The sequence below is a fragment of the Acidimangrovimonas pyrenivorans genome (assembly GCF_042643245.1).
GTDB lineage: Bacteria > Pseudomonadota > Alphaproteobacteria > Rhodobacterales > Rhodobacteraceae > Acidimangrovimonas > Acidimangrovimonas pyrenivorans.
This window is the reverse complement of sequence record NZ_JBHRSK010000004.1, coordinates 181,177-205,066: the sequence shown is the minus strand read 5'-3', so window position 1 is coordinate 205,066 and position 23,890 is coordinate 181,177. Positions and strand designations below refer to the sequence as shown.

The following is a 23,890-nucleotide window of genomic DNA, read 5'->3' as shown; positions in this document are numbered from 1 at the left end:
GGGTCCTTCAGTTCTGCGCCAGTTGCGTGGCGGCCGGCGCCGTCTGCGCCTGGGCGACGGCCGTGTCATAGTTCGAGACCAGCGCCTGCACCGAGGGGCCGATCGCGTCGGTCACCAGGCTCGGATAGACGCCCAGCAGCAGGGTCATCGCCACCAGCGGCGCGAAGATCGCCTTCTCGCGCGTGGTCATGTCGGTGATACCCTTCAGGCTCTCCTTGATCAGCTGGCCGAAGACGACCCGGCGATAGAGCCACAGCGCGTAGGAGGCCGACAGGATCACGCCGGTGGCGGCGAAGGCGGCGACCCAGGTGTTGACCTGGAAGATGCCGGCGAGGGTCAGGAATTCGCCGACGAACCCGCTGGTACCCGGCAGGCCCACGTTGGCCATGGTGAACAGCATGAAGACCAGCGCATAGGCGGGCATCCGGTTGACCAGACCGCCATAGGCCGCGATCTCGCGGGTGTGCATCCGGTCGTAGATCACGCCGACGCAGAGGAACAGCGCGCCCGAGACGAAGCCGTGGCTGAGCATCTGGAAGATGGCGCCGTCGACGCCCTGCTGGTTGGCGGCGAAGATGCCCATGGTGACATAGCCCATGTGGGCGATCGAGCTATAGGCGATCAGCTTCTTCATGTCCTCCTGCGCCAGCGCCACCAGCGAGGTGTAGACGATGGCGACGGCCGAGAGCACGAAGACGAAGGTCGAGAGCTGCTCGGAGGCGACCGGGAACATCGGCAGGCTGAAGCGCAGGAAGCCGTAGCCGCCCATTTTCAGCAGGATCGCCGCCAGCACCACGGAACCGGCCGTCGGCGCCTGGACGTGGGCGTCGGGCAGCCAGGTATGCACCGGCCACATCGGCATCTTGACCGCGAAGCTGGCGAAGAAGGCCAGCCACAGCAGGGTCTGCAGCCCGCCGGCGATGTGGAAGCCCAAGAGCGTGATCGGCGTCGCGCTGAACTGGTGGTTCAGCAGCGTCGGGATATCGGTGGTCCCGGCGTCGTAATACATCGCGATCATCGCCACCAGCATCAGCACCGAGCCGAGGAAGGTGTAGAGGAAGAACTTGAACGAGGCGTAGATCCGGTTCGCCCCGCCCCAGATGCCGATGATCAGGAACATCGGGATCAGGCCGGCCTCGAAGAACAGGTAGAACAGCACCAGGTCGAGCGCGCAGAACACGCCCAGCATCAGCGTCTCGAGCACGAGGAAGGCGATCATGTATTCCTTCACCCGGTGCTCGACATTCCAGCAGGCCAGGATCGTCAGCGGCATCAGGAAGGTGGTCAGCAGCACGAACAGGATCGAGATGCCGTCGACGCCCATCTTGTAGTTGAGGCCGAGAATCCAGGGCCGGCTCTCGACGAACTGGAAGCCGGTGTTGGCGGGATCGAAGCCCGCCCACAGGAACAGCGAGACCAGAAAGCTCGCCGTGGTCGCCAGCAGCGCGATCAGCTTGGCGTTGCGGCGCGCCGCCTCGTCGTCACCACGCAGGAAGACGGCCAGCACCAGCGCCGCGACCAGCGGGAGGAAGGTGATGATGGAGAGCAGGTTGTCCATTAGTGCGCCCCTCCGGTGAGCGTCATCCAGGTAACGAGAGCGGTGATGCCGATCACCATGGCGAAGGCGTAGTGGAACAGGTAGCCGGACTGCAGCCGCCCCGCGAGCCGGGTGAAGAACGGAACGATCCCCAGCGCGACGCCATTGATGGTGCCGTCGATCACGTTGCCGTCGCCGCGCCGCCACAGGAACCGGCCGAGGGCCAGCGCCGGGCGGACAAAGACCGCATCGTAGATCTCGTCGAAGTACCACTTGTTGAGCAGGAACAGGTAAAGCGGCCGGTTGGTCTCGGCCATCTTGGCCGGCAGCTCCGGCTTGCGGATATACATCACCCAGGCGGTCAGGAAGCCCAGCAGCATGGCGATGAAGGGCGAGAGCTTGACCCAGGTCGGCGCCTCGTGCGCCTTCTCGATGACGTGGTTGGTCGGCGCGATGAAGATCGCCCCCTGCCCCGGCACCGCCGCGGCGGCATGGCCGCCCTCGGCCGGCGCCTCGGTGGTCGCATGACCTTCGGTCGTCGCCGTGCCCTCGGCCGGCGCCGCATGGCCCTCGGCCGCCATCTCGACCTGGTGCGGCAAGCCGAAGAAGCTGGTCATCTTGGCATGGTCGCCGAAGAAGCTGTTGTACCAGATCATGCCGCCGAAGGTCGCCCCCAGCGCCAGCACGCCGAGCGGGATCAGCATCACCATCGGGCTTTCATGGGCGTGGTCATGCGCATGCTTGTCGCCCTTGGGCTCGCCGTAGAAGGTCATGAAGATCAGCCGCCAGGAATAGAAGGCGGTGAAGGCGGCGGCGATCACCAGCAGCCAGAAGGCATAGCCGGCCCCGGCCGCGCCCCAGGTGCCCTCGATGATCGCGTCCTTGCTGTCGAAGCCGGCGAAGCCGATCGGGATGCCGAAGACCTCGCCCGAGAACGGGATGCCGACGCCGGTGATGGCCAGGGTGCCGATGATCATCGCCCAGAAGGTGAAGGGCACCTTCTTGCGCAGACCGCCATAGCTCCGCATGTCCTGCTCGTGATGCATCGCGGTGATGACCGAGCCGGCGCCGAGGAACAGCATCGCCTTGAAGAAGGCGTGGGTCAGCAGGTGGAACATGGCCGCGCCGTAGACGCCCGCGCCGGCGGCGGCGAACATGTAGCCCAGCTGCGAACAGGTCGAATAGGCGATGACGCGCTTGATGTCGTTCTGCACCAGGCCGACGGTGGCGGCGAAGAAGGCGGTCGAGGCGCCGATCACCAGGATCAGCGTCGCCGCGGCCGGCGCGTATTCGTAGAGCGGCGACATCCGGCAGACCAGGAAGACGCCGGCGGTGACCATGGTGGCGGCGTGGATCAGGGCCGAGACCGGGGTCGGGCCTTCCATCGCGTCCGGCAGCCAGGTGTGCAGGAACAGCTGGGCCGACTTGCCACTGGCGCCGATGAACAGCAGCACGCCGATCAGGTTGGCCGCGTTCCACTGGGTCCAGAGGAAGGTGATGTTGGTGCTCGCCAGGTCGGGCATCTTGGGGAAGATGTCGGCGAAGTTGACGCTGTCGGTCAGGAAGTAGAGCCCGAAGATCCCCAGCGCGAAGCCGAAATCGCCGACCCGGTTGACGACGAAGGCCTTGATCGCGGCGGCGTTGGCCGAGGGCTTCTTGTAGTAGAAGCCGATCAGCAGGTAGGAGGCGACGCCGACGCCTTCCCAGCCGAAGAACATCTGGATCAGGTTGTCCGAGGTCACCAGCGACAGCATCGCGAAGGTGAAGAAGGACAGGTAGGCGAAGAAGCGCGCCTTGTAGTTCTCGGTCTCGGTCCAGTTCTCGTCATGGGCCATGTAGCCGAACGAGTAGAGATGGACCAGCGCCGAGACCGTGGTGACCACGACCAGCATGATCGTCGTCAGCCGGTCGAGCCGGATCGCCCAGCTGGCGTCGAGGCTGCCCGAGTTGATCCAGCGCAGGATCTCGACGGTGTGGGTATGGCCGTCGAAGGTCAGGAAGGTGATCCAGGACAGCAGGCAGGCGAGGAACAGCAGCCCGGTGGTGACCAGCTGCGCGCCCTTCTCGCCGATCAGGCGCCAGCCGAAGCCGGCGATGATCGCACCGACGAGCGGGGCGAAGAGGATGATGCTTGTCATGGTCTCTTACCCCTTCATGACGTTGACGTCTTCGACGTCGATGGTGCCCTTCGCCCGGAAGAAGCAGACGAGGATGGCGAGGCCGATGGCGGCCTCGGCCGCGGCGACGGTGAGGACGAACATGGTGAAGACCTGCCCGACCAGGTCGCCGAGGGCGCTGGAGAAGGCGATGAAGTTGATGTTCACGGCCAGCAGCATCAGCTCGATCGACATCAGGATGACGATCACGTTCTTCCGGTTGAGGAAGATGCCGAAGATGCCGATGACGAACAAAGCCGCCGCCACCGCCAGGTAATGTGTCAATCCGATCATTCGCGTCCCTCCGGGCCCTTGCCCGTTGTCTTTCGTCCTGTCGCTCCCGCCCGGGCGGAAGCCCATCAATTTCTTGTCCCTGGCGGGGGGCTTACAGCCCCTGCCCCGGCTTCACGTCCTTCAGTTCCATCGCCTTGGCCGGATCGCGCCACATCTGCTGCAGCACGTTCTGGCGCTTGACGGTGGTGCGGTGGCGCAGGGTCAGCACGATCGCACCGATCATCGCGACCAGCAGGATCAGGCCCGCGGCCATGAACAGGTAGACGTACTTGTCGTAGATCAGCAGCCCCAGCGCCCTGGTGTTCTGGACCTGGGCCAGATCGGGCGTGACCGCCTTGCGCAAGCCCATGGCGCCGTCGGCGCTGACCCAGCTGCCGTAGAGCATGCCGAACTGCATCAGCAGGATGACCCCGATCAGCAGCGCCAGCGGCATGTATTTCGCCATCTCCGCCTTGAGCTCGGAGAAATCGACATCGAGCATCATGACGACGAAGAGGAACAGCACCGCGACGGCGCCGACATAGACGATGATCAGCAGCATCGCCACGAACTCGGCCCCCAGCAGCACGAAGAGGCCGGCCGAGGACAGGAAGGCCAGGATCAGCCACAGCACCGAGTGGACCGGGTTGCGCGAGATCGTCACGAACAGCCCGGACGCCACCGCGGTGATGGCGAAAACGTAGAAGGTGAAAGCCGCGACAGTCATTCGCTGTCCTCCTCGGATTCGTCAAAGACGCTCTGGGCGATTTCCAGCGCCTTGGTCATGGCGGGCATCCCGCCGAACATGCTCATCTGGTAGATCACTTCCGCGATCTCCCGCTTGGTCGCGCCCGCCGCGACGGCGTGGCGAATGGTCAGCCGCATCTGCGGCTCGGCCTGCGATCCCAGCACCACCAGCGCCGCGAGCGTGACCAGCAGACGCGTCTTGGCGTCCAGCCCCTCGCGGTTGAAGGTGCGGCCGAACCACATTTCCATCATGTCCTTGGACATGGTCGGAAAGTAGTTCTCGAACCCCTTCACCTGCATGTTCTCGAGCGCAGGGTTGAAGTTGCGGACCATCTCCTGGCCCTGCTCAACCATCGCCTGGAACAGTTTGGTGAATTCCTCGTTCATCGGTAGGGCGCATCCAGTTCCAGGTTGCGGGCGATCTCGGCTTCCCAGCGTTCGCCGTTATCGAGCAGCTTCTGCTTGTCGTAGAACAGCTCTTCCCGGGTCTCGGTCGAGAATTCGAAATTCGGCCCCTCGACGATCGCATCGACCGGGCAGGCCTCCTGGCAGAAGCCGCAATAGATGCATTTCGTCATGTCGATGTCGTAGCGCGTGGTCCGGCGGCTGCCGTCGTCGCGCGGCTCGGCGTCGATGGTGATCGCCTGGGCCGGGCAGATCGCCTCGCACAGCTTGCAGGCGATGCAACGTTCCTCGCCGCTGGGATAGCGGCGCAGCGCGTGCTCGCCGCGGAAACGCGGCGACAGCGGGCCCTTCTCGTGCGGGTAGTTCAGCGTCGCCTTGGGGGCGAAGAAGTAGCGCATCCCCAGACCGAAGCCCTTGATGAAATCCGCCAGGAAGAAATACTTGACGGCGCGGTTGATATCGATGCCCATCTCAGCCTCCGATCGTCCAGCGCGCCCACAGGCCGCCGAGCACTTCGTATTTCGCCAGGAACGACACGATCACCACCCAGCCCAGCGACAGCGGCAGGAACACCTTCCAGCCGATCCGCATCAGCTGGTCGTAGCGGTAGCGCGGCACGATGGCCTTCACCATGGCGAACATGAAGAAGAAGAACGCCATCTTGCCGACCATCCACAGCGCGCCGTCGGGCAGGCCCGGGATCGGGCTCAGCCAGCCGCCGAAGAACAGCAGCGAGATCAGCGCGCACATCAGGAAGATGGCGATGTATTCGCCGGCCATGAACAGCAGGTAGGGGGTCGAGGCGTATTCGACCATGAAGCCGGCGACCAGCTCCGATTCCGCCTCCGGCAGGTCGAAGGGCGGGCGGTTGGTCTCGGCCAGGGCCGAGACGAAGAACAGCACCACCATCGGCAGGTGCGGCAGCCAGTACCAGTTCAGCAGCCCGAGATGGCCGCGCTGCGCCTCGACGATGGCCGAGAAGTTCATGCTGCCGGTCGAGATGATGATGCCGATGATGATCAGGCCGAGCGAGACCTCGTAGGAGATCATCTGCGCCGCCGAGCGCAGCGAGCCGAGGAACGGGTATTTCGAGTTCGAGGCCCAGCCGCCCATGATCACGCCGTAGACCTCGAGCGAGGAGACGGCGAAGACGAACAGGATGGCGACGTTGATGTCGCTGAGCACCCAGCCGTCGGCGAAGGGGATCACCGCCCAGGCGAGGATCGCCAGCACGAAGCTGAGCATCGGGGCGAGGAAGAACACCGGCTTGTCGGCGCCGGCCGGCACGACGATCTCCTTGACCACGTATTTCAGCGCGTCGGCCACCGATTGCAGCAACCCGAAGGCGCCGACGACGTTCGGCCCCCGGCGCATCTGGACCGCGGCCCAGATCTTGCGGTCGCCATAGACGAGGAACAGCAGGGAGATCATCACGAAAGCGATGATCAGCAGGCCCTGCAGCGCGATCAGCAGCGCCGTCCCCAGTCCCGTTTGCAGAAATTCAGCCATCTTGCCTCACCTTCAGACCGCCCGTCCTTAAACTGTTGGTATGCCCTGGGCGCCGCAATCGCTCACCGTCACTTCGGCGTCGATCGTGTCGACTCCCTTGGGCAGCGCAGGCGAGATGGTGTAAACCGCATCGCCCCGCCAGATTCCACCCCGTTCCGCCACCGTCGTGCGGACGTTGCGCGCAAATCCGAAGCCCCGGATCAACGCATATTGAGCCGCCCCGCAACGCGCATAGGCGATCACATCCTTGTCACCGCGCGCGCCCTTCATGGCGACGCGGATATTCACCAGGCTGCCGTCCAGAAGCACCGTGTCGATGCCCAGGTAATCCGGCTTGAACGACCCCTTCGAAACCTCGGCGCCGCCCGCGCAGCCGCCCATGACCGCCAGGGCGGTCAGGCCGGCCGCGATGGGTTGGGCGCGCGCCATCGCTCTCACTCCGCCGCGATCTGCGGCGCCTGGCGCGCCGCTGCCAGCCGCGACAGCTCGGCCATCAGGGCCGAGGCGCGGGCGATCGGGTTGGTGAGGTAGAAATCCCCCACCGCGTTGCGGAAGTCGGCCTTGGCCGGTTCGCGCAGCTCCAGCGGCTGCCAGTCGTTCTGCGCCACCTCGTCGATGCCGGACAGCAGCGGATGCGCGGCGACCATCTCGCGGCGCAGCTCGGCCAGGCTGTCCCAGGGCTGGGTCGCGCCGAGCTCGGCCGACAGCGCCCGCAGGATCGCCCAGTTCTCCTTCGCCTCGCCCGGCGGGAAGCCGGCGCGGAAGGCCAGCTGCGGCCGGCCCTCGGTATTGACGAAGAGGCCGTTCTCCTCGGGATAGGCGGCGGCCGGCAGGATGATGTCGGCGCGGTGGGCGCCGCGGTCGCCGTGGCTGCCCTGGTAGATCACGACCGGTCCGGCGGCGATGTCGACCTCGTCGGCGCCAAGATTGAAGATCACCTCGGCCCCGTCGATGGCGGCGGCCATGCCGCCCTCGGTGACGGCACCGACATCCATCGCGCCGACCCGGCTCGCCGCGGTGTGCAGCACCAGCAGCCCGGCGCCGGTGGCCTCGGCCAGTTTCATCGCCTGGGCCAGGACCGCCTCGCCGTCGGCCTCGTTCAGGGCGCCCTGCCCGACGATGACCACGCCCGGCACGTCCAGCTTGCCGGCCTCGGCGGCGGCTTTCACCAGCGCCGCCCGGTCGGTGCCGAGATGGCTGTAATCGTAGGTCAGGTCGACCGCCTCGCCGATCAGGCTGACATCGGCGCCGTTGGCCCAGGCCTTGCGGATGCGGGCGTTCAGCACCGGCGCCTCGTCGCGCGGGTTCGAGCCGACGATCCAGATCGCCCGGGCCGCGTCGATATCCTCGATCGCCGCCGTGCCGACATAGGCCGAGCGGTTGCCCGCCGGCAGCCGCGCGCCGTCGGTGCGGCATTCGACGTTGCCGCCCAGCCCCTCGACCAGCTGCTTGAGCGCGAAGGCGGCCTCGGTCGGGGCCAGATCGCCGACCAGGCCGGCAACCTTGCTGCCCTTCAGCGCCTTGGCGGCAGCGGACAACGCCTCGGGCCAGCTCGCCTTGCGCAGCTTGCCGTTCTCGCGGATGTAGGGCGTGTCGAGGCGCTGGCGGCGCAGCCCGTCCCAGATGAAGCGGGTCTTGTCGCTGATCCACTCCTCGTTGACGCCGTCATGGTTGCGCGGCAGCACCCGCATCACCTCGCGGCCCTTGGTGTCGACCCGGATGTTCGAGCCGAGCGCGTCCATCACGTCCACGGTCTCGGTCTTGCGCAGCTCCCAGGGACGGGCGGTGAAGGCGTAGGGCTTCGAGGTCAGCGCGCCGACCGGGCAGAGGTCGATGATGTTGCCCTGCAGGTTGCTGTCCAGCGTCTGGTTCAGGTAGCTGGTGATCTCGGCATCCTCGCCGCGGCCGGTCTGGCCCATCTGGGTGATGCCGGCGACCTCGGTGGTGAAGCGGACGCAGCGGGTGCAGGAGATGCAGCGCGTCATCGTCGTCGCCACCAGCGGGCCGAGATCGAGATCCTCGGTCGCCCGCTTCGGCTCGCGGTAGCGACTGAAGTCGACACCATAGGCCATCGCCTGGTCCTGCAGGTCGCATTCGCCGCCCTGGTCGCAGATCGGGCAGTCGAGCGGATGGTTGATGAGCAGGAACTCCATCACCCCCTCGCGGGCCTTCTTGACCATCGGGCTGTTGGTCTTGACCACCGGCGGCTCGCCGTTCTTGCCCGGCCGCAGGTCGCGCACCTGCATCGCGCAGGAGGCAGCGGGCTTGGGCGGACCGCCGACGACCTCGACCAGGCACATCCGGCAGTTGCCGGCGATGGACAGCCGCTCGTGGTAGCAGAAGCGCGGGATCTCGATCCCCGCCTGCTCGGCCGCCTGGATGATGGTCATCGCGCCGTCGACCTCGAGTTCCTGGCCGTCGATGACGATTTTCTTCAGGTCGCTCATGATCTTACTCCGCCGCCACCGCGTTCATGTGGCCGATTGATTTCATTCCGGTCACTACAGCCCCATCCGATCCGCAACGAACGGAATCGAGAGCAGCACCGCGAACAGCACGATCGCCCCCAAGATGGTCCACACGCGAAAGGACACGGTTTTCGTATCCTCCCCGTCCATCGGTTCGCCGCAGTGGCCGCATCGCAACTCTTCCCCGGGTTCCGGGCTCCTGTTCGGCTCTCGGCCGCCGCAGTATGGACATTTCTCGTCCACCCATCATTCCGCCGCCACCGCGCTGATCCGGCCCGTCTTCTGAGCCTTGATGCGGTCTTCGATTTCGTCCCGGAAGTTCCGGATCAGGCCCTGGATCGGCCAGGCCGCCGCGTCGCCGAGGGCGCAGATGGTGTGGCCCTCGACCTGCTTGGTGACGTCGAACAGCATGTCGATCTCTTCGATCTCGGCCTCGCCGCGCACCAGCCGGTCCATCACCCGCATCATCCAGCCGGTGCCCTCGCGGCACGGGGTGCACTGGCCGCAGCTCTCGTGCTTATAGAACTTGGACAGCCGCCAGATCGCCTTGATGATGTCGGTCGAGTTGTCCATGACGATCACCGCGGCGGTGCCGAGCGACGAGCCGACCTCGCGCAGGGCGTCGAAGTCCATCACCGCGTCCTTCATCTTCTCGCCGCGCACGCAGGGCACGGACGAGCCGCCCGGGATCACCGCCTTGAGGTTGCCCCAGCCGCCGCGGATGCCGCCGCAATGCTTGTCGATCAGTTCCTCGAACGAGATCGACATCGCGTCCTCGACGACACAGGGATTGTTGACGTGGCCCGAGACGGCGAAGATCTTGGTGCCGGCATTGTTCGGCCGGCCGAAGCCCGCGAACCACTCGGCGCCGCGGCGCAGGATGGTCGGGACGACGGCGATGCTCTCGACGTTGTTCACCGTGGTCGGGCAGCCGTAGAGGCCCGCGCCGGCCGGGAACGGCGGCTTCATCCGCGGCATGCCCTTCTTGCCCTCGAGGCTTTCGAGCAGCGCGGTCTCCTCGCCGCAGATATAGGCGCCGGCGCCGTGATGCAGGTAGAGATCGAAATCCCAGCCCGAGCCGGCGGCGTTCTTGCCCAGCAACCCGGCGTCGTAGCATTCGTCGATCGCCGCCTGCAGCGCCTCGCGCTCGCGGATATATTCGCCGCGCAGGTAGATATAGGCGGTGTGGGCGCCCATGGCGAAGGAGGCGATCAGGCAGCCCTCGATCAGCGTATGCGGATCGTGGCGCATGATCTCGCGGTCCTTGCAGGTGCCGGGCTCGGATTCGTCGGCATTGACCACCAGATAGGAAGGCCGGCCGTCGCTCTCCTTCGGCATGAAGGACCATTTCAGACCGGTCGGGAAGCCGGCGCCGCCGCGGCCGCGCAGGCCGCTGGCCTTCATCTCCTCGACGATCTTGTCACGGCCGCGGGCGATGATGCCCGCCGTGCCGTCCCAATGGCCGCGCTTCTTCGCCCCCGCAAGGGTGCGGTCATGCATCCCGTAGAGGTTCGTGAAGATCCGATCCTGATCCTTCAGCATCCGTCCATCCCTTGTTTCACTGGCGCTTGCGCCAGACCCGCCAGACCACCACCAGGGCCCAGAAGAACGCCGCCAGCGCGGCGAAGTCGAACAGGAAGGCGTAGCGCGGGTCCCAGCCCAGCTTGCCGCCGATCCAGCTCAACCCGACCCAGAGCACCATGGTGACGGCGATCACGATCGCCGCCAGCCGCGCCTGCGCGGCCATGGCCTTTTCCTGTGGGTCGGTCTCCGGTTTCATCCCCCGTCAGGCCTCAATACACATCGCCCTTGTCGACGCGCTTGGAGAACTCGGTCTCGCCACCCGCCGCAAGGAGTTTCGCCTGCGCGACCCAGTCGTCGCGCGATACCCGTCCCTTGAAGCCGACGAGGTTCTCGTCGGCCCAGGCGACCTCGGCCTCGGTCCAGGCCGCGATCTGGTCGAAATGGAAGATGCCCATCTCGTGCAGCAGCGCCTCGAGCTTGGGGCCGACGCCCTTGATCCGCTTCAGGTCGTCCGGCCCGCCCTCGCGCGCCGCGCTCAGCAGCGCCGGCTTGGTCGCGGTCTCGGCCGCGGCGTCCGCCGGCTTGGCCTCGGCCCTGGGCGCGGCTTTCGGGGCCGCCTTTTCGGCCGCCGGCTTGGCGGCGGTCTTGGCGGCGGTCTTGGCGCCCTTGCCCAGCCACGGCGTCACCAGCGGCACCTCGGTGCCGTCGATCCGCTTGACCGTGTCGCCGATCCGCGTCGCCGCCTCGACCGAGGCGTTGAACTGGGTCCGGCCGCTCTCGAATTCCTTCAGCGCGGTCAGCCCGGCCAGCGGTTCCGAGGCATAGCGGCCGTTCTGCGGCCCCGGGGTCGGCACCTTGCCGGCGGCAAGCTCGTCGATGATCTCACCCAGCCGCTCGGCGGTCAGGTCCTCGTAGTAGTCCTTGCCGATCTGGGCCATCGGCGCGTTGGCGCAGGCGCCCAGGCATTCGACCTCTTCCCAGCTGAACTTGCCGTCTTCCGACAGCTGATGCGGGTTCGGCGCGATCTTCTCCTTGCAGACGCCGATCAGGTCCTCGGCGCCGCAGATCATGCAGGACGTGGTGCCGCAGACCTGGATATGCGCAACGGAACCAACGGGTTGCAGCTGGAACATGAAGTAGAAGGTGGCGACTTCCAGGGCCCGGATATAGGGCATGCCCAGCATGTCGGCGACATATTCGATCGCCGGCTTCGACAGCCAGCCTTCCTGCTCCTGCGCGCGCCACAGCAGCGGGATGATCGCGCTGGCCTGCCGGCCCTCCGGATACTTGGTCATCTGCGCCTCGGCCCAGGCCTGGTTGGCCGGGGTGAAGGCGAAGCTCTCGGGCTGTTCACTATGCAGGCGGCGTAGCATCAGGCGGCGGCTCCGGTCTGGACGATCGCGGCAAGGGCGATGACGGCGACCACTGCCGCCGCGATGCCCGCGATCAGGTGTTTGAACATGGGGTGGCCGGCGCGGGCGTAGATCACCGCGTCATGGAAGGCCACATAGGCGAAGACGGCATAGAGCGCCGTGATCACCTTGAGATCCTGGTAGATCAGTGCCAGCACCGCCAGCACGGTGAAGGCGATGTAGCGGTCGGTCATCACCTCGGGCAGTTTCTCGGCCCGGTGGGTGGTCAGCTCCAGCCCGCGCTGCGGGTCGCGCAGGAACAGCCCGGCCAGCGTGCCGGTGACCAGCACGCCGCCGACGGCGCCGGCGGTGGTGGCAACGGTCAGCACGCTCATTTGCACACCTCCCCGCCGACCAGCCTGAGCTGCTTGACCCCGACCGGCTTGATCCGGCCCTCCCAGGCGAGCCGGTCGATCACCGCCGCGCCCTGATCCTCGGTCATGCCGGCGGCCTTCAGCACCTGCGCCTGGTTGTCCTCGTTCACCACGCAGCCGGCGGAGGCGATGGCATCGGCCAACGCCTTCACCTGCGCCGGCGTCGGCCCGCCTTCGGCGACGGCCGTGCCCGCGGTGAGCATCAGGACAAGGGCGGCGCAGCGGATCACCGGTCGACCTCTCCGAACACGATATCCATGGTGCCGATGATGGCGGCGACGTCGGCCAGCAGGTGGCCCTTGGCGACATGGTCCATCGCCTGCAGGTGCAGGTAGCCCGGGGCGCGGATCTTGGCGCGGTACGGCTTGTTGCTGCCGTCGGCCTTGAGATAGACGCCGAACTCGCCCTTGGGCGCCTCGATGGCGGCATAGACTTCGCCCTCGGGGACGTGGAAGCCCTCGGTATAGAGCTTGAAGTGGTGGATGAGGGCCTCCATCGAGGTCTTCATGTCCCCACGCTTCGGCGGCGTCAGCTTGCCGCGGGCGAGCACGTCGCCCTTGCCTTCCGGCGCCCGCAGCTTCTCGATCGCCTGCAGGATGATGCTGGTCGACTGGCGCATCTCCTCCATCCGGCACAGGTAGCGGTCGTAGCAGTCGCCGTTCTTGCCGACGGGGATCTGGAACTCGAACTCGTCGTAGCATTCGTAGGGCTGGGCGCGGCGCAGGTCCCAGGCCAGGCCCGAGCCGCGCACCATCACGCCCGAGAAGCCCCATTGCTGGATTTCCTCTTCGCTGACGACGCCGATATCGGCGTTGCGCTGCTTGAAGATCCGGTTCTCGGTCAGCAGGCCGTCGAGGTCGTCGATCACCTTCGGGAAGGCGTGGGCCCATTCCTCGATATCGTCGAGCAGCTCGGGCGGCAGGTCCTGGTGGACGCCGCCGGGGCGGAAATAGGCGGCGTGGAGCCGCGCCCCGCAGGCGCGCTCGTAGAACACCATCAGCTTCTCGCGCTCCTCGAAGCCCCACAGCGGCGGCGTCAGCGCGCCGACGTCCATCGCCTGCGTGGTGACGTTGAGCAGGTGGTTGAGGACGCGGCCGATCTCGGAGAACAGAACCCGGATCAGCGAGGCGCGGCGCGGGATCTCGACCCCGGTCAGCCGCTCGATCGCCAGGCACCAGGCGTGTTCCTGGTTCATCGGCGCGACGTAGTCGAGGCGGTCGAAATAGGGCAGGTTCTGCAGGTAGGTGCGGCTTTCCATCAGCTTCTCGGTGCCGCGATGCAGCAGGCCGATATGCGGGTCGGCGCGCTCGACGATCTCGCCGTCGAGCTCGAGCACCATGCGCAGCACGCCGTGGGCGGCCGGGTGCTGGGGCCCGAAGTTGATGTTGAAGTTGCGGATCTTCTGCTCGCCGGTCTGGGCGTCGCCGAACTTGCCGTCCATCATTTCGCGGCCCCTTCCTTCTCGTCGCCCGGCAGGATGTATTCGGCACCCTCCCACGGGCTCATGAAGTCGAACTGGCGGTATTCCTGCACCAGGCTGACCGGTTCGTAGACGACGCGCTTCTCGGCCTCGTCATAGCGGACCTCGGTATAGCCGGTGGTCGGGAAGTCCTTGCGCAGCGGGTGGCCGCGGAAACCGTAATCGGTCAGCAGCCGGCGCAGGTCGGGATGGCCCGAGAACAGGATGCCGAACATGTCGAAGACTTCGCGCTCGAACCAGCCGGCCGAGGGATGGACGCCGGTGATCGACGGCACCATCTCGTCCTCGCGCACCGCGACCTTCACCCGGATGCGGTGGTTCTGGTACATCGACAGGAAGTGGTAGACGACGTCGAAGCGCGCCGGGCGCTCGGGGTGGTCGACCGCGGTGACGTCGACCAGGGTCGAGAACTGGCAGGCGCTGTCGCTGCGCAGGAACTCGATGAAGGACGGGATCGAGGCCAGGGTGACCTCGACGGTCAGCTCACCGAAGGCCACCTGGGTCGAGAGCACCGCCTCGGGGCGCTTCATCTCGATATGGGCGGCCAGCTCTTTCAGGGCTACGCTCATGATGCGGGCGCCTCCTCAGCGGGTGATGGTGCCGGTGCGGCGGATTTTGCGCTGCAGCTGCAGGATGCCGTAAAGCAGCGCCTCGGCGGTGGGCGGGCAGCCGGGGACGTAGACATCGACCGGCACGATCCGGTCGCAGCCGCGGACCACCGAATAGCTGTAGTGGTAGTAGCCGCCGCCATTGGCACAGGAGCCCATCGAGATGACGTAGCGCGGCTCGGGCATCTGGTCGTAGACCTTGCGCAGCGCCGGCGCCATCTTGTTGGTCAGGGTGCCGGCGACGATCATCAGGTCGGACTGGCGCGGGCTCGCGCGCGGCGCGGTGCCGAAGCGTTCGACGTCGTAGCGCGGCATCGAGGTCTGCATCATCTCGACGGCGCAGCAGGCCAGGCCGAAGGTCATCCAGTGCAGCGAGCCGGTGCGGGCCCAGTTGATGATGTCCTCGGTCGAGGTCAGCAGGAAGCCCTTGTCCTGCAGCTCGCGGTTCAGCGCCTCGGTCGCGACCTCGCGGTCGGCGCCCGCGTGGTTGGCAGCGGTGCTCACTCCCATTCCAGCGCTCCTTTCTTCCATTCATAGGCGAAGCCGATGGTCAGGATGGCCAGGAAGATCATCATCGCCCAGAAGGCGACCATGCTGAGGCCGCCGAAGGCCACCGCCCAGGGGAACAGGAAGGCGACCTCGAGGTCGAAGATGATGAACAGGATCGAGACCAGGTAGAAGCGCACGTCGAATTTCATCCGTGCGTCGTCGAAGGCGTTGAAGCCGCACTCATAGGCGGAAACCTTCTCGGGGTCCGGGTTGCGCACCGCCAGGACCACCGCGGCGAGGATCAGCACAAGGCCAAGCCCGACCGCCATAGCAAGGAAAATAAGGATGGGAAGGTATTGTCTCAGCAGATCGTCCACTGGCGGCTCCTTCGGGTTGGCGGGCGGCTCACGGGACCGGACCCGCACCGTCGCGTTGGCCCGCCCCGTTTACTCTTCCACCCCGGCGTGGTCAACCGAAGCTGGCCCGGAAAGCCCCTCGTGAAACAAGGCCTTTGCATCCTTTGTATACTATTGTGTTCAAAGGAATCGGCCCCAATTGCCGCAGTGCGGCTTTGTCGCGACGACTCACTGCGGAGGCGGATCGGACGGGTTTCGCGGCCGGAAGCGACTCATTGGCGCCGGGCCGACGGGTTCGCCGGGCCGAACGGCTACTGCCCGCTCCGGCAGGATGCGGGTGCGGAAATGCCGGGCGGCGGCGCCTCCCCGTCCCGCCTGGCTGCGGCACTGTGCCCTGCCCGGCCTTGCGAACAAGGCCCGTGGCAGGCCCGGCCCACCGATAGCAAACGCCCGCCCCGGTCTGCGGGGCGGGCGCGTCCCGGCCGGGGCCGGGCGATTGCGGCCGCAGGCTTGCGCGGGCTCAGGGCTTGCGGCTCCAGCTCGGCTTGCGGCGTTCGAAGAAGGCGGCGATGCCCTCCTCGGCCTCGGCGCTCTCCCAGCGCGTCACCAGCGCCGAGATCGTCTCGGCGATCACGCTTTCGTCAATTCGCGGCCCCAGGGTCCGGGTCAGCTTCTTGGCCTCGGCGACGGCGCCGGGGGCGCAGCCCAGATAGGGCTTCACCTCGGCCTCGACCGCCGCCTCCAGCTCTTCCGGCGCCACCGTCTTGGCCAGCAGCCCCAGCGTCACCGCTTCCTCGGCGCCGAAGAGGCGCGCCGACATGAAGACCCGCCGCGCCATCGCCTCTCCCATGCGGGCGACGACGTAGGGCCCGATGGTCGCCGGGATCAGCCCGAGCCGGGTTTCGGTCAGGCCGAATTTCGGCCCGGTGACGCCGATGGCGACGTCGCAGACCGAGATCAAGCCGATGCCGCCGCCGAAGGCCTGGCCCTGGACCCGGCCAATCAGCGGCTTGGGCATCTCGTTGAGCGCGTTCAGCATCATCGCCAGCCGCGTCGCCTCGCGGCCGCGGGTCGCGGCATCGGCGGCCATCTGCTCCTTCATCCAGCCCAGGTCGCCGCCGGCGCAGAAGCTCTCGCCGGCGCCGGTCAGCACGACGACGCGCACCGCCGGGTCGCGGCCCAGCCGCTCGGCCGCCGCGGTCAGCTCGCCGATCATCGTCGCCGACAGCGAATTGTGCTTCTCCGGCCGGTTCAGCCGCAGCGTGACGACCCCGCGGTCGTCGCTCTCGATCTTGATCGTCTCGTACATCGTCACTCTCCCTCGCGCATCGCCCGCGCCATCTCTCCGGCGCGCACAATCACCTCCAGATCCAGCCCGGTCTCGTAGCCGAGCGCCGCCAGCCGCGCCGCCACCGCCTCGGTCGCGACATTGCCTGCCGCGCCGGGAGCGTAGGGGCAGCCGCCCAGGCCGCCGACGGCGGCATCGAAGACCCGCAGCCCGAGCGCCAGCGAAGCCTCGATATTGGCCAGCGCCCGGCCCGCCGTGTCGTGGTAATGGCCGGCCAGCTGCGGCGCCGGCACCTCGGCCAGCACCGCCTCCAGCATCGCGGTGATGCTTTCCGGCGTCCCCTGCCCGATCGTGTCGCCCAGGCTGATCTCGTAGCAGCCCATGTCGCGCAGCCGCGCCGCCACCTCGGCCACCTTCGCCGGCGGCGTCGGCCCGTCATAGGGACAATCGGTGACGCAGGAGATGTAGCCGCGCACCCTGATGCCGTCGGCCCGCGCCGCCTCGGCGACGGGCGCGAAACGGTCGAGGCTCTCGGCGATGGTGCAGTTGAGGTTGGCCCGGGAAAACCCTTCCGAGGCGGCGCCGAAGATCGCCACCTCGTCGGCCCGGGCCGCCCGCGCCCGCTCGTAGCCCTTCATGTTCGGCGTCAGCGCGGCATAGGAGATGCCCGGCGCCCGCTTGATCCCGGCCAGCACCTCGGCGCTGTCGGCCATCTGCGGCACCCATTTCGGGCTGACGAAGCTGGCCACCTCGATCCGCCGGAAGCCGGCCGTCGACAGCAGGTCGATCAGCGCGATCTTGTCGGCGGTCGGGATCTGGCGCTTCTCGTTCTGCAGCCCGTCGCGGGGGCCGACTTCGAAGATCTCGACGAATTCAGGCATCGGGCACCTCGTAGAAGTCGCGGATGTAGATCTCGGCCTTGCCGTCGCGGGCCAGCGCCCGCTGGTAGCCCGGCCGCGCCTCGAGCCGGGCAAGCCAGGCGGTCAGGTTCGGCATGGCGTCGAGCCGGACGAAGCGCCGGCCGATCAGGGCGCCGTAGCCCATCGTCACGTCGACCGCCGAGAAGCCCGAGGCGAGCAGGTAGTTCCGCCCCTCCAGCGCCCTGTCGGCCACGCCCAGCACCTTCTCCAGCCGCTTGGCCTCGAGCTGCATCACCGTCGGGCTGCGCATCCAGTCCTCGCGCAGCACGATATGCTGCTGGGTCAGCGCCGCGATATGCTGGCCGACGGTTTCCGAGAAATGCAGCCATTCGAGCCATTCCGCCCGCTCGTCCTCGCCCGGGAAGCGGCCGAGACGGTTGCGCGTCTCGCACAGGTACTCGGCGATGGCGCCGCTCTCGTGCATGACGATGCCGTCGATCTCGAGCGCCGGCACGCGGCCGGCCGGCGACAGCTCGAGGTACTCGGGCGCCCGCAGCGACTTGTCGAAGAAGCTGTGCGGCACGAGCTCGAATTTCAGCCCCATCTCCTCCAGCAGCCAGAGGATCCGGAACGAGCGCGCCTGGGCGCAGTGATGCAGTCGGATCATGCCGCGTCCTCCAGCCGGACCAGCGCCGCCCCGGCCTCGACCTGGGTGCCGGGCGCCGCCAGCACCTCGGCGACGACACCGTCGCGGCCGGCGACCAGCGTGTGCTCCATCTTCATCGCCTCGAGGATGGCCAGCCTGTCGCCCTGCGCCACACTCTGCCCCGGCGCGACGAAGACCGCCTTCACCAGCCCCGGCATCGGCGACAGGGTGACGTCGCCGCCCTCGGCCGCTGCCGCCGCCCGGTCGAGCGGATCGAGCGGCGCGAAGCTGGCCGCGCTGCCGCCGCAGAAGACATGGATCAGGCCGCCGGCCCGGACCAGCGCCGGCGCCTTCTCGCCGTCGATCCACCAGCTGCCGTCGCGCCGCTCGGCAAGGCACAGCATGCCGTCCAGCTCGACCCGCGCCGCATCCGGCCCGGTGACGGCGACCAGCGCCGAAAGCTCGTCATCGCCGCGCTTCAGCCCGATCTTGCGCCTGAGCGGCGCCCAGAGCGAGAAGCCGGTCAGCGCCTCGCCGCCCTGCCACAGCCCGGCCGCCGCAAGCACTGCCGCCACCTTGACCGGCAGCCGCAGTTCCGGTTCCGCGACCAGCGCGTCGAGGTCGCGCTCGATCAGCCCGGTATCGACATCGCCGGCGGCGAAGCCGGGATGGCGGGCCAGCGCGCCGAGGAAGGCGAGGTTGGTGACCGAGCCCGCCACCTGGGTCTCGGCCAGCGCCCGCGACAGCTGTTGCAGCGCGGCGGCGCGGGTCGGGCCATGAACGATGATCTTGGCGATCATCGGGTCGTACCACGGGCTGATCGTGTCGCCCGTCCGCACCCCGGTATCGGCCCGGGCGCCGGGCGCGAAGGCCAGGTGCGACAGGGTGCCGGTCGCCGGCAGGAAGCCCGCCGGCACGTCCTCGGCATAGAGCCGGGCCTCGAAGGCATGGCCGGTGAGGGTCAGATCCTGCTGCGTCGCCGGCAGGGCTTCGCCCGCCGCCACCCGCAGCTGCCACTCGACCAGGTCGATGCCGGTGACGGCCTCGGTGACCGGATGCTCGACCTGCAGCCTTGTGTTCATTTCCATGAACCAGAACCGGTCGCGGTGCAGCCCCTGCGAGCCGTCGACGATGAACTCGACCGTGCCGGCGCCCTTGTAGCCGATGGCGCGGGCGGCCTTGACCGCCGCCTCGCCCATCGCCGCACGCATCGCCTCGGTCATGCCCGGCGCCGGCGCCTCCTCAATCACCTTCTGGTGCCGGCGCTGGAGCGAGCAGTCGCGCTCGAACAGGTGGACGGCGTCGGTGCCGTCGCCGAAGACCTGGACCTCGATATGGCGCGGCTTGGCGACGAATTTCTCGATCAGCACGGCGTCGTTGCCGAAGGCCGTCCGCGCCTCTCCCCGCGCGCTTTGCAGCTTCTCGTCGAATTCCTCGGCCCGGTCGACCTTGCGCATGCCCTTGCCGCCGCCGCCGGCGACCGCCTTGATCAGCACCGGATAGCCGATCGCCTCGGCCGCGCCGGCGAGATGGGCGTCGTCCTGGTTGTCGCCGTGATAGCCCGGCACCACCGGCACCCCGGCCTTTTCCATCAGCGCCTTGGCGGCGTCCTTGAGGCCCATCGCCCGGATTGCCCTGGCCGACGGCCCGATGAAGACCAGCCCGGCCGCCTCGACCGCGTCGACGAAATCGGGGTTCTCGCTGAGGAACCCGTAGCCCGGGTGGATCGCCTCGGCCCCGGTGGCGAGCGCGGCCGCGATGATCTCACCGCCTTTGAGGTAACTGTCGGCCGGCGCCGGGCCGCCGATATGCACGGCCTCGTCAGCCAGCGCGACATGGCGCGCGGCGCGGTCGGCGTCGGAATAGACGGCAACGGTGGCGACGCCGAGCCGGCGCGCGCTGTCGATGACGCGGCAGGCGATCTCGCCCCGGTTCGCAATCAGGATCTTGGCAAACATCCTATCCTCATCTCCCTGTGGCCTCGGTCGGCGGGGGCTGCCTGCCCCCGCACCCCCGGGAGTATTTTCGCAAAGAAGAAAAGGCGGCTTCTTCTTTGTCCAAATATTCCCGCCGGAGGCAAGAAAGTTACATCCGGAACACGCCGAAGCGCGTCGGTTCGATCGGCGCGCAGAGCGCGGCGGAAAGCGACAGCGCCAGCACCTCGCGCGTGCGGCGCGGGTCGACGATGCCGTCGTCCCAGAGCCGCGCCGAGGCATAGAGCGGGTGGCTCTGGCGCTCGAACATCTCGATGGTCGGGCGCTTGAACTCGGCCTCTTCCTCGGCCGACCAGCTGCCGCCCGAACGCTCGATGCCGTCGCGTTTCACCGTCGCCAGCACGCCCGCCGCCTGCTCGCCGCCCATCACGCTGATGCGGCTGTTGGGCCAGCTCCACAGGAAGCGGGGCGAATAGGCGCGGCCGGCCATGCCGTAATTGCCGGCGCCGAAGCTGCCGCCGACCAGCATCGTGATCTTGGGCACGTTGGTCGTCGCCACCGCCGTCACCATCTTGGCGCCGTGGCGGGCGATGCCCTCGTTCTCGTATTTGCGGCCGACCATGAAGCCGGTGATGTTCTGCAGGAAGACCAGCGGGATATTGCGCTGGGAGCAGAGCTCGACGAAATGGGCGCCCTTGACGGCGGCTTCCGAGAACAGCACGCCGTTATTGGCGACGATGCCGACCGGGCAGCCCATGACATGGGCGAAGCCGGTGACCAGCGTCTCGCCGAAGCGCGGCTTGAACTCGTCGAAGCGGCTGCCGTCGACCACCCGGGCGATGACCTCGCGGATGTCGTAGGGGGTGCGCAGGTCGGGCGGGACGACGCCGAGGATTTCCGCCGGGTCGTAGGCCGGGTCTTCCGGGCTCTGCCAGACCACCGTCTCGGGCTTGGCCCGGTTGAGCGCGGCGACGGCGCGGCGGGCGAGCGCCAGCGCGTGGGCGTCGTCCTCGGCCAGGTAATCGGCGACGCCGGAGAGCCGGGTATGGACGTCGCCGCCGCCGAGGTCCTCGGCGCTGACCACCTCGCCCGTCGCCGCCTTCACCAGCGGCGGGCCGGCGAGGAAGATCGTGCCCTGTTCCTTGACGATGATGGTGACGTCCGACATCGCCGGGACATAGGCGCCGCCGGCGGTGCAGGACCCCATGACGACGGCGATCTGCGGGATGCCCTTGGCCGACATCCGGGCCTGGTTGTAGAAGATGCGGCCGAAATGGTCGCGGTCGGGGAAGACCTCGTCCTGGTTGGGCAGGTTGGCGCCGCCGCTGTCGACGAGGTAGATGCAGGGCAGGTTGCATTCCTCGGCGATCTCCTGCGCCCGCAGGTGCTTCTTGACCGTCATCGGGTAATAGGTGCCGCCCTTCACGGTGGCGTCGTTGCACACCACCATGACTTCCTGGCCCTCGACCCGGCCGATGCCGGCGATCACCCCGGCGCAGGGCGCGGCGCCGTCATACATGCCATGCGCCGCCGTCGCCCCGATCTCGAGGAAGGGCGAGCCGGGATCGAGCAGGTCGGCGACCCGTTCGCGCGGCGGCAGCTTGCCGCGGGCGACATGGCGGGCGAGCGAACGTTCGCCGCCGCCGGCAGCCGCCGCCGCGGCGGCCTCGGCGATCCGGTCGAGCATCTCCTCATGCGCCGCGACATTGGCGCGGAAGGTTTCGGATGTCGGCAGGGCTTGCGATACAAGACGGCTCATGACGTCCCCTTTGTCATCGTCGGAAGAGGGCCGGGCCTAGGGCACGACCTCGAGCGTGGTGAAACGGCGCGACAGCAGGCCGAAGAGAAGGAACACGGGCAGCACCACCAGCAGCCCCGGCAGGGCGAGGTCATGGCCGCCCTCGGCGCCGACGGAACCGAAGACCGGCAGCCGGCGCAGCATGTCGGCCAGCAGCAAGGGCGGCGCCAGCGCCACCGGCGCCTGCAGCAGCAGGAACTTCACCACCGCCTGCGCGCCGGTATCGGCGATCCGCACCCTGGCGCCGCAGCCCGGGCAGGTGCAGAGCGGCGGCGCCTGTCCCGGCCGCCCGCCCAGCGGCCGCCGCATGGTCTTGTTGACCGCGCGGAACGGCAGCTCGGCGCCGCAGGCCGGGCAGGCATAGCCGGCGATGCGGGAGGCGAGGTTCACCCCGTCGCCCCCATCAGTTCGCGCCCGATCAGCATCCGGCGGATTTCCGAGGTCCCTGCCCCGATCTCCATCAGCTTGGCATCGCGGAACAGCCGGCTGACGGCGCTGTCGTTCAGGAAGCCGGCCCCGCCCATCGCCTGCACCGCCTGGTGGGCCTGCACCATCGCCTGTTCGGAGGCGTAGAGCACGCAGCCGGCGGCGTCCTGGCGGGTCACCTGGCCGCGATCACAGGCGCGGGCGACCTCGTAGACATAGGCGCGGGCGGTGTTCATCGCGACATACATGTCGGCGATCTTGCCCTGCATCAGCTGGAAGTTCCCGATCTTCTCGCCGAACTGCCTGCGTTCGTGCATGTAGGGCATGACCTCGTCGAGGCAGGCGGCCATGATCCCGGTGCCGATACCCGACAGCACCACGCGCTCGTAGTCCAGCCCCGACATCAGCACGCGGACGCCCTTGCCCTCCTCGCCCAGCACGTTCTCGAACGGCACCTCGCAATCGTCGAAGATCAGCTCGGCGGTGTTCGAGCCGCGCATGCCCAGCTTGTCGAAATGGGGCGAGGTGGAAAAGCCCTTCATCGACTTCTCGACGATGAAGGCGGTGATGCCCTTCGAGCCGGCCTCGGGATCGGTCTTGGCGTAGACGACGAGGGTGTCGGCATCCGGCCCGTTGGTGATCCAGTACTTGTTGCCGTTCAGCGTGTAGTAACCGTTCTTCTTCTCGGCCCGCAGCTTCATGCCGACGACATCGGAACCGGCCCCGGCCTCGGACATGGCCAGCGCGCCGACGTTTTCGCCCGAGATCAGCCCGGGCAGGTATTTCCGCTTCTGCTCGTCGGTGCCGTTGAGCTTGATCTGGTTGACGCAGAGGTTGGAATGGGCGCCGTAGCTGAGCGAGACCGAGGCCGAGGCGCGAGCGATCTCTTCGGTGGCGATGACATGGGCGAGATAACTCATCCCGGCCCCGCCATATTCCTCGGGCACGGTGATACCGAGCAGGCCGAGCTCGCCCATCTCCTGCCACAGCGCGGGCGGGAAGGTGTTCGAGCCGTCGATCTCGGCCGCCATCGGCTTGACCCGCTCCTGTGCCCAGCGATGCACCATGTCGCGCAGGGCGTCGATGTCCTCGCCCAGGTCGAAACGCAGCGATGCGGTGAACATGGGGGCCTCCTCCGAAATTTATTGAACGCTTGTTCAGTTCCTTAGCGACATGGGCGAGTCGGGTCAATGGGGTCGCGTCGCGGGACGCGGCGTCAGGGGGCCGCCGGCTGCCTGTCTCTTCGCTCGCTGGCGTTGAGGAACGGACGGCATCGGGCCCTGATCCAGCATTGCCCCCAGAACGCCAGACGCAGGGCGCGCGCCTGCCCGTGGAGTGGCGCTCGCAACCGAAGAGCTTCGCGCTTGATGGCAGCCAAATCCCTCCCAAATCTTGGCGTTGCGCGCGGGTGCCCAAAGCGCCAGCCCACCGGGACGGGCAGGCGCGCGCCCTGCGTGTTTCACACGCGCACCGGGCGGAAGTGGCGCGCTGCACGAATGCCCGCTTCGTCCCACGTACCCCCCCGACGCCCCATGCTCAGAAATCACAAGACGGTAACGTCCGCCGCCCCCGGAGGACAAATCCTTGCGGAAGCAAGCAG

General features: G+C 67.7%; 25 protein-coding genes. All 25 read right to left on the bottom strand.

The genetic code is table 11. The annotated features are described in order from the left end of the window. Positions 1-7 precede the first annotated feature (7 nt). The 25 genes from ACFOES_RS03945 to ACFOES_RS03825 all read right to left on the bottom strand — a co-directional run bounded on the left by ACFOES_RS03945 (position 8) and on the right by ACFOES_RS03825 (position 23,414). Entirely contained in the window at positions 8-1,558 is a 1,551-nt protein-coding gene (locus tag ACFOES_RS03945) for an NADH-quinone oxidoreductase subunit M (RefSeq protein WP_377831873.1), read from the bottom strand. Continuing rightward, the gene (nuoL, locus tag ACFOES_RS03940) at positions 1,558-3,675 is read right to left on the bottom strand and encodes an NADH-quinone oxidoreductase subunit L (protein WP_377831872.1); all 2,118 of its coding nucleotides are present in this window, start codon (positions 3,673-3,675) and stop codon (positions 1,558-1,560) included. Before nuoL ends, ACFOES_RS03945 begins: the two co-directional genes overlap by 1 nt. 6 nt (positions 3,676-3,681) lie before the next feature. Beyond that, entirely contained in the window at positions 3,682-3,987 is a 306-nt protein-coding gene (gene nuoK / locus ACFOES_RS03935) for an NADH-quinone oxidoreductase subunit NuoK (protein ID WP_377831871.1), read from the bottom strand. A gap of 91 nt (positions 3,988-4,078) precedes the next feature. Then, positions 4,079-4,693: an NADH-quinone oxidoreductase subunit J gene (locus ACFOES_RS03930; RefSeq protein WP_377831870.1), complete on the bottom strand. Its 615-nt coding sequence runs from the start codon at positions 4,691-4,693 to the stop codon at positions 4,079-4,081. After that, on the bottom strand, positions 4,690-5,100 hold the full coding sequence (locus ACFOES_RS03925; RefSeq protein ID WP_377831869.1) for a carboxymuconolactone decarboxylase family protein: 411 nt from the start codon (positions 5,098-5,100) through the stop codon (positions 4,690-4,692). The genes ACFOES_RS03930 and ACFOES_RS03925 overlap by 4 nt, the downstream gene beginning before the upstream one ends. Next, the gene (nuoI, locus tag ACFOES_RS03920; protein WP_377831868.1) at positions 5,097-5,588 is read right to left on the bottom strand and encodes an NADH-quinone oxidoreductase subunit NuoI; all 492 of its coding nucleotides are present in this window, start codon (positions 5,586-5,588) and stop codon (positions 5,097-5,099) included. The genes ACFOES_RS03925 and nuoI overlap by 4 nt, the downstream gene beginning before the upstream one ends. 1 nt (position 5,589) lies before the next feature. Next, on the bottom strand, positions 5,590-6,627 hold the full coding sequence (nuoH, locus tag ACFOES_RS03915; RefSeq protein ID WP_377831867.1) for an NADH-quinone oxidoreductase subunit NuoH: 1,038 nt from the start codon (positions 6,625-6,627) through the stop codon (positions 5,590-5,592). 27 nt (positions 6,628-6,654) lie between these two features. After that, positions 6,655-7,008 carry a hypothetical protein gene (locus tag ACFOES_RS03910; RefSeq protein WP_377833000.1) on the bottom strand — a complete coding sequence of 118 codons (354 nt, stop codon included), beginning with the start codon at positions 7,006-7,008 and terminating at the stop codon, positions 6,655-6,657. 53 nt (positions 7,009-7,061) lie between these two features. After that, complete coding sequence (gene nuoG, locus ACFOES_RS03905) at positions 7,062-9,074, bottom strand: NADH-quinone oxidoreductase subunit NuoG (RefSeq protein WP_377831866.1); 2,013 nt, start codon at positions 9,072-9,074, stop codon at positions 7,062-7,064. Between the two features lie 267 nt (positions 9,075-9,341). After that, positions 9,342-10,637 (bottom strand): NADH-quinone oxidoreductase subunit NuoF, encoded by a 1,296-nt coding sequence (nuoF, locus tag ACFOES_RS03900; RefSeq protein ID WP_377831865.1) that lies wholly within the window; start codon positions 10,635-10,637, stop codon positions 9,342-9,344. A gap of 16 nt (positions 10,638-10,653) precedes the next feature. Then, entirely contained in the window at positions 10,654-10,875 is a 222-nt protein-coding gene (locus tag ACFOES_RS03895; protein ID WP_377831864.1) for a DUF5337 family protein, read from the bottom strand. Positions 10,876-10,888: 13 nt separating this feature from the next. Beyond that, complete coding sequence (gene nuoE / locus ACFOES_RS03890) at positions 10,889-11,992, bottom strand: NADH-quinone oxidoreductase subunit NuoE (RefSeq protein WP_377831863.1); 1,104 nt, start codon at positions 11,990-11,992, stop codon at positions 10,889-10,891. Next, entirely contained in the window at positions 11,992-12,366 is a 375-nt protein-coding gene (locus tag ACFOES_RS03885) for a hypothetical protein (RefSeq protein ID WP_377831862.1), read from the bottom strand. Before ACFOES_RS03885 ends, nuoE begins: the two co-directional genes overlap by 1 nt. Then, the gene (locus ACFOES_RS03880; protein WP_377831861.1) at positions 12,363-12,635 is read right to left on the bottom strand and encodes a hypothetical protein; all 273 of its coding nucleotides are present in this window, start codon (positions 12,633-12,635) and stop codon (positions 12,363-12,365) included. The genes ACFOES_RS03885 and ACFOES_RS03880 overlap by 4 nt, the downstream gene beginning before the upstream one ends. Next, a complete protein-coding gene (locus ACFOES_RS03875) occupies positions 12,632-13,846 on the bottom strand; it encodes an NADH-quinone oxidoreductase subunit D (RefSeq protein WP_377832999.1) in 1,215 nt (404 codons plus the stop codon). The genes ACFOES_RS03880 and ACFOES_RS03875 overlap by 4 nt, the downstream gene beginning before the upstream one ends. Next, entirely contained in the window at positions 13,846-14,454 is a 609-nt protein-coding gene (locus ACFOES_RS03870) for an NADH-quinone oxidoreductase subunit C (RefSeq protein WP_377831860.1), read from the bottom strand. The genes ACFOES_RS03875 and ACFOES_RS03870 overlap by 1 nt, the downstream gene beginning before the upstream one ends. 15 nt (positions 14,455-14,469) lie before the next feature. Then, on the bottom strand, positions 14,470-15,003 hold the full coding sequence (locus ACFOES_RS03865) for a NuoB/complex I 20 kDa subunit family protein (RefSeq protein ID WP_377831859.1): 534 nt from the start codon (positions 15,001-15,003) through the stop codon (positions 14,470-14,472). Then, positions 14,994-15,359, bottom strand: a complete 366-nt coding sequence (locus tag ACFOES_RS03860; protein WP_377831858.1) for an NADH-quinone oxidoreductase subunit A — start codon at positions 15,357-15,359, stop codon at positions 14,994-14,996. Before ACFOES_RS03860 ends, ACFOES_RS03865 begins: the two co-directional genes overlap by 10 nt. A 499-nt stretch (positions 15,360-15,858) precedes the next feature. Beyond that, positions 15,859-16,647: a crotonase/enoyl-CoA hydratase family protein gene (locus tag ACFOES_RS03855; RefSeq protein ID WP_377831857.1), complete on the bottom strand. Its 789-nt coding sequence runs from the start codon at positions 16,645-16,647 to the stop codon at positions 15,859-15,861. A gap of 2 nt (positions 16,648-16,649) precedes the next feature. Beyond that, positions 16,650-17,507 (bottom strand): hydroxymethylglutaryl-CoA lyase, encoded by an 858-nt coding sequence (locus ACFOES_RS03850; protein ID WP_377831856.1) that lies wholly within the window; start codon positions 17,505-17,507, stop codon positions 16,650-16,652. Then, entirely contained in the window at positions 17,500-18,153 is a 654-nt protein-coding gene (locus ACFOES_RS03845) for a glutathione S-transferase family protein (RefSeq protein WP_377831855.1), read from the bottom strand. The genes ACFOES_RS03850 and ACFOES_RS03845 overlap by 8 nt, the downstream gene beginning before the upstream one ends. Further along, a complete protein-coding gene (locus tag ACFOES_RS03840; RefSeq protein WP_377831854.1) occupies positions 18,150-20,090 on the bottom strand; it encodes an acetyl/propionyl/methylcrotonyl-CoA carboxylase subunit alpha in 1,941 nt (646 codons plus the stop codon). Before ACFOES_RS03840 ends, ACFOES_RS03845 begins: the two co-directional genes overlap by 4 nt. Before the next feature lie 127 nt (positions 20,091-20,217). Beyond that, positions 20,218-21,825, bottom strand: a complete 1,608-nt coding sequence (locus ACFOES_RS03835) for a carboxyl transferase domain-containing protein (RefSeq protein WP_377831853.1) — start codon at positions 21,823-21,825, stop codon at positions 20,218-20,220. Positions 21,826-21,861: 36 nt separating this feature from the next. Continuing rightward, on the bottom strand, positions 21,862-22,254 hold the full coding sequence (locus ACFOES_RS03830; protein WP_377831852.1) for a hypothetical protein: 393 nt from the start codon (positions 22,252-22,254) through the stop codon (positions 21,862-21,864). Then, on the bottom strand, positions 22,251-23,414 hold the full coding sequence (locus tag ACFOES_RS03825; protein WP_377831851.1) for an isovaleryl-CoA dehydrogenase: 1,164 nt from the start codon (positions 23,412-23,414) through the stop codon (positions 22,251-22,253). The genes ACFOES_RS03830 and ACFOES_RS03825 overlap by 4 nt, the downstream gene beginning before the upstream one ends. Positions 23,415-23,890 lie beyond the last annotated feature (476 nt).